Raw genomic sequence first — 5,798 nt, forward strand, 5'->3', positions numbered from 1 at the left:
TCTGTTAAACATTGATCTGGCCAACGTGAATGCACCGTTCTCCGGTCAGCTTGGTATGCGCAATTTTAGCGTGGGCGCATTCCTCAATACCGGTGACCCGGTCACTACCCTGACAGAGCTGGAAAATATGAACGTCGACTCCACCCTGGCACAATCCTATGCCAATAGCCTGTCGGTCGGAGATTCCATTGAGGTGATGATCGGTAAGGATACTTTACAAGCTTCGGTCTATGCCATGAGCCCTGTGATTGATCCGCAATCCAGAACCATCAATGTCCGGGCATTGCTGCCGCAGAAGAAAGACCGGATCATCATGCCCGGATCATATGCTGAAGTACGCATCACTGCAAATGCCGTCGATAGCGCCCTGTTGATTCCTACGCAGGCCGTCGTTCCCGAAATCAATGATCAAACCGTTTACCTCTATAAAAATGGCAAGGCCGTGCGCCGCAAGATTCAAACAGGCCACAGAACACCTGCCATGATACATGTGGTGGATGGACTGTCTGCCGGAGATACCGTCCTCACCACCGGTCTTCTTGGCGTGAAAGAAGGTATGGATATTACATTGCAATCAACCCGATAGCAAAGCATGACACTCTCGGAAATAAGTATCAAAAGACCTGTGCTGGCCACGGTGTTTGCCATCGTCATCATTTTGCTGGGTGTGGTGGGCTACCTTTCCCTGGGCGTTCGCGAATATCCCAGCGTGGACCCGCCGGTGGTGACTGTGCAAACCAATTACCCGGGCGCCAATGCAGAGGTGATAGAGGCTCAGATCACCGAACCGCTCGAAGAACAAATCAATAGCATAGACGGGGTGAAGATCCTCAGCTCCATCAGCACCGATGGCCGGAGTACGATCACGGTGGAGTTCATGGCGGAAATGGATCTGGATAATGCAGCCAATGATGTTCGGGACAAGGTGGCCAAAGCTGTCGGCAATCTTCCGCCGGATGCGGAACCTCCTACGGTGAATAAGGCGGATGCCAATGCGGAGACCATCCTGTCCATCACCGTTCAAAGTAAAAAAAGGGCCCTGCTGGAACTGACCCAGATCGGTACCAATATTTTCAAGGAACGCCTGCAGACCATCCCCGGCGTGAGCAGCATCCGCATCTGGGGAGAGAAAAAGTATGCGATGCGCCTGGAACTGGACCCTACCCGCATGAGGGAATTGAACATCACCCCGCTGGATGTCCAGGATGCACTGGATGCCCAGAACATAGAGCTGCCCTCAGGTCGCATTGAAGGCCATGAAACCGAATTGACCGTCCGCACCATCGGCCGCCTCTATACGCCGGAAGAATTTGAGAACCTCATCATAGGCAGATACCAACAGACGCTTGTCCGTCTGAAAGACATCGGCACCGCCCGCCTGGGCGCTGAGTCGGAAAGGACCATTCTGCGTGGTAATGGCATGATCCCCATGGTGGGTATTGCCCTGCAACCACAGCCGGGTTCCAATTATATCGATATCGTCGACGAAGCATTCCGCCGTATCGAGATCATGAAGAAAGAATTGCCGCCGGACATCGAGCTGGATGTGGCCATGGATAAAACAATCACTATCCGCAAGGCGATCGAGGAAGTGAAATCCACCATCCTGCTTGCATTCATTCTTGTGCTGGGCGTCATATTCTTCTTCCTGAGAAACTGGCGCACCACCATGATCCCCGTGGTACTCATTCCGATCGCGCTGATAGGCAGCCTTGCTGTACTTTATGCCGCCGGCTTCTCGATCAATATCCTGTCGCTGCTCGGACTAGTGCTTGCCACCGGACTGGTTGTGGACGATGCCATTGTGGTCATGGAAAATATTTATGCCAAAGTGGAAGCAGGTGTGCACCCGGTAAAGGCTGCATTTGAAGGTTCCAGGGAAGTGTATTTCGCCGTGATCGCCACATCGGTGACCCTGGTTTGCGTGTTCCTGCCCATATTCTTTATGTCCGGACTTACGGGACAATTGTTCCGTGAGTTCGCCATTGTCGTGGTGGGCGCCATGGTCATCTCCACCTTTATTACGCTCTCCCTCACGCCTATGATGTGCTCGCGCATGCTGAAGAAAAGCAGCCGTGAGAATGCATTGATGCGCACCTTCGGCAGGGTGGTGGACAATCTTACCAAAGGTTATCACAAAGCTTTGCTATCATTTATGAACCAACGGTGGCTTGCAGTTCCCGTACTTTTGTTCATGGTCGGCATCATTTTCTGGATCGGGAACAGCCTGAAGTCCGAACTGGCTCCGATGGAAGACAAGAGCCAGTTAAGGATCATCTCCACCGCACCGGAAGGTACTTCCTATGAAGCAATGGACCATTATCAACTCCGGTTGATGAGTATCCTGGATACCCTTCCCGAGAAAGCTTTCCTGCTGGGAGTCACATCCCCTACGTTCAGGGCTTCCACCGCGGCCAATTCAGCATTCATCTACATGCCGCTCAAGCAACCGTCGGACAGGGAAAAATCCCAGGACCAGCTGGCGAATGAGATCAATGCAAAACTCGGAACGCTGACCTTCGCCAAATCCTTTGTCGTGCAGGAGCCTACGATCAAAGTGAGTTCCGGAGGCGGCAGGCTTCCCATACAGTTTGTGTTACAGGCGCCGGACCTGGAACGATTGAAGGAGGTGCTGCCGTCTTTCATGGACCGTGTACAGAACAGTGAAATTTTCGCAGTGTCGCAGGTCGACCTGAAATTCAACAAACCCGAGATAACCGTCACGATCAACCGCAGCAAGGCTATGTTGATGGGGGTGAGTGTCGCTGATATCGCCCGGACTTTGCAGACCTTTCTGAGCGAACAACGCCTGGGTTATTTTATTCTTGATGGAAAACAATACCAGGTTCTGGTGGAAGCCGTGAAGGAACGCAAGGACGAACCCCTGGATGTGAAAGGCATTTCCGTACGAAACGCAAGCGGACAAATGGTCACGCTCGACAACCTGGTGGATATCGACCATCGAAGTCGCCCTCCGTCCCTGCTTCGCTACAACCGCTATACCTCAGCCACCATCGAGGCCGATCCTGCTCCGGGTTACACGATCGGAGATGGTGTTGACGAGATGCGCTCGATCGCCGCTGATCTGCTGGATGAGTCCTTTAGTACCGAATTGGCAGGTGGGGCATCGGATTTTGAGGAAAGCGCCAAAAGCACCAATTTGATCTTCCTGTTTGCCCTGGTGCTGGTTTATCTCACATTGGCTGCACAGTTCGAAAGCTTCCGGGATCCGCTCATCATCATGCTTACCGTTCCGCTGGCCCTGGCCGGCGCCGTGATCACCCTTTGGTGGTTTGATCAGACCCTGAACATTTTCAGCCAGATCGGGATGATCGTATTGGTCGGGATCGTAACCAAAAACGGCATCCTGATCGTTGAATTTGCCAACCAGAAAAGAGACGCCGGTATGTCACTGAGAGAGGCCGCCTCCGAAGCAGCTTCACAAAGATTCCGGCCTATTCTGATGACCAGCCTTTCTACCGTACTTGGTGCGCTGCCTATCGCATTGGCACTGGGTGATGCCGGCTCCAGCCGCATCCCCATGGGACTGACGATCATAGGCGGACTTATTCTGGCGCTCGTCCTGACCCTGTTCGTGATCCCGGCCTTGTATTCATACATTGCATCCAAAGAGAACCATAAAATCAATGAAGCGGATTTTAGTTGATATCATCCTGATTGCCCTGACCGGAATTACACCTGCATGTGCACAGTCATTACGGGACATGGTGGATGAGGCATTGCAGAATAATTACCGTATCAGGATTGTTAAGAACGACGAAAAGATCGCAGAGAATAACAATACCTCCGGGAATGCAGGTAGTCTGCCTGCCATCGACTTGAATGGAGGTTATTCCGCTTCTTTAAACAATGCCCGCCAACGGTTTTCCGATGGCTCGGTCAGAGAAGGAAGCAATGCGCAAAATACCAATGCCAATGTGTCTTTGTTAGCTAATTGGGTGGCGTTTGACGGCTTCCGCGTTTATGCCAGAAAGGATCAACTGGAATATTTGCAGTCTTTGGGAAAGTCCAATACCAGGTTTTATATAGAGCAAACAGTATCGGATATTGCAATGGCGTATTATCAGATATTGTATGAAAAACGTCTGCTTGAGAATGACAAGCAATCGTTGGAGATTTCTTTGTTCCGGTTGAGTATGGAAAGGAAACGGAAAGAAGTTGGAGCTGGAAAGAACGCCGACTATGGCCAGGCCCTGGTTGATTACCGTAATGACAGCATCCGTCTCCTGGATCGTCAGAATACGATCGCATCGTTGCAGGTTGAGATCAACCGGATACTGGGTAATGACCTGGAAACGGAACGCCGGTTCTCAGATACTTTATTTCTGGCTACAGATGTACCGGAAAAGGATTCATTGCTGAAACAGGTGGAAGGTCACAATAGCGAGCTGGCCATGCAGAAGCTGGAAGAGTTGATTGCCGAAACCGAACTCCGCCTGGCGAAAGCGGACCGTTACCCAAAAGTGAATGTCTACGGGGGATATCAGTATACGGAATCGGTTGCGGAGGTCGGGTTTATTCAGTCCAATAAAAACTTCGGGCCAACGGCCGGACTAACGGTGAACTTCAATCTCTTTAATGGCGGCAATACCAAGCGGGAGATCAGGAACGCAGCCATCAATAAAGAGAAAAGTACCTTGTCAAGACAGGAGTTGGCACGAAACCTTCACGCCGAAGCATTGAAACTGCATGGCCGTTGGCTTGCGGTACGCAACCAGCTTGCCATTGCAGAAGAAAACGTTTCTACCGTCATGGAGGTGTACGCAACAGCACAGCAACAATTCAGAGAAGGGGCGATCAGTGGTTATGAGTTCCGGCTCACCCAGTTGTCGCTGATGAATACACAGATCATATTGGCACAATTACAGTTTGCTATCCAAACCATAGAGGTTAACGTAAACCGCATCTCAGGCCGGATCATCGAAGCGTATATGTAAATATCAGTCAGGACGCGTTGATCACTTTAACCCCAACTAAATACAGATAGTTCGGCTCGTCCTTCACCTCCTGCTGTATAGGTTTGGTTAACAAGAAGTTATGGATGCTTGTTTTCTGAGGTCTGATCAAAATAGCTATTTGGGATACTAAGGAAAATGAAAATTTGTTTTGTTAAAAGTCTTATACCAAGCTAATTTACCACGCTAAAGGTTGGTATGCCTCCGTGCGGCGGACACAAATTTTTTCCGGTGTTCCCGAAAGCGTCTCCCGGCCTTGCTCACTTTGTACGATAACTGACCCCTGTTGACTGATGTGCTTCTGTAGATCTACCCTTGCTGTATTTGTGTGCCTGCTGTCAGGTTTTTTAACCTTATCCGTTCCATCTTCCTTTGCCCAAACCGGTAATATAGTGGATTGCGGAGATAACCTCGGCTTTGAAGATGGTGACCTGAACGGCTGGAATGGTTGTCATTTCTCAGGATGTCCTATCGGTAAAACATACACAGACTTCAATGCATGTTTTAACGAATGTGGAAACTGTAGCCCACAGTCCAGCGGTGGAACAATAACATATACATGTACATCATGCAGTGCTGGCGCATCCCCCACCAAAAGCCCTTGCTGTCCTATCAAATGCGATCAGACCGGTCTTAAACCAGGGGTGAATTCCGTCAACGGAACCCTCGGAAACTGCAGTGTGCTGGCGCCCACCCCCGGGAATGTTCGTCATACGGTTACAACCGGTAACGGACTTGATCCCAATAGCGACGGAAACATCCCCGTCGTAGCACCCAATGGTGGCGGCTTCTCCGTTCGTATCGGTAACCAGGAAGCCGGTT

General features: G+C 50.7%; 4 protein-coding genes. All 4 read left to right on the plus strand.

From position 1 onward, the window contains the following. Positions 1–586: efflux RND transporter periplasmic adaptor subunit (locus KDD36_14570; GenBank protein ID MCB0397873.1), on the plus strand; the 586-nt coding region annotated here is incomplete at its 5' end. Between the two features lie 6 nt (positions 587–592). After that, positions 593–3,667: an efflux RND transporter permease subunit gene (locus tag KDD36_14575; GenBank protein ID MCB0397874.1), complete on the plus strand. Its 3,075-nt coding sequence runs from the start codon at positions 593–595 to the stop codon at positions 3,665–3,667. Further along, entirely contained in the window at positions 3,648–4,958 is a 1,311-nt protein-coding gene (locus KDD36_14580) for a TolC family protein (GenBank protein ID MCB0397875.1), read from the plus strand. Before KDD36_14575 ends, KDD36_14580 begins: the two co-directional genes overlap by 20 nt. A 410-nt stretch (positions 4,959–5,368) precedes the next feature. After that, on the plus strand, positions 5,369–5,798 hold a 430-nt coding region (locus KDD36_14585; GenBank protein MCB0397876.1), incomplete at its 3' end, for a hypothetical protein.

This window comes from Flavobacteriales bacterium (genome assembly GCA_020435415.1).
Classification (GTDB): domain Bacteria; phylum Bacteroidota; class Bacteroidia; order JACJYZ01; family JACJYZ01; genus JACJYZ01.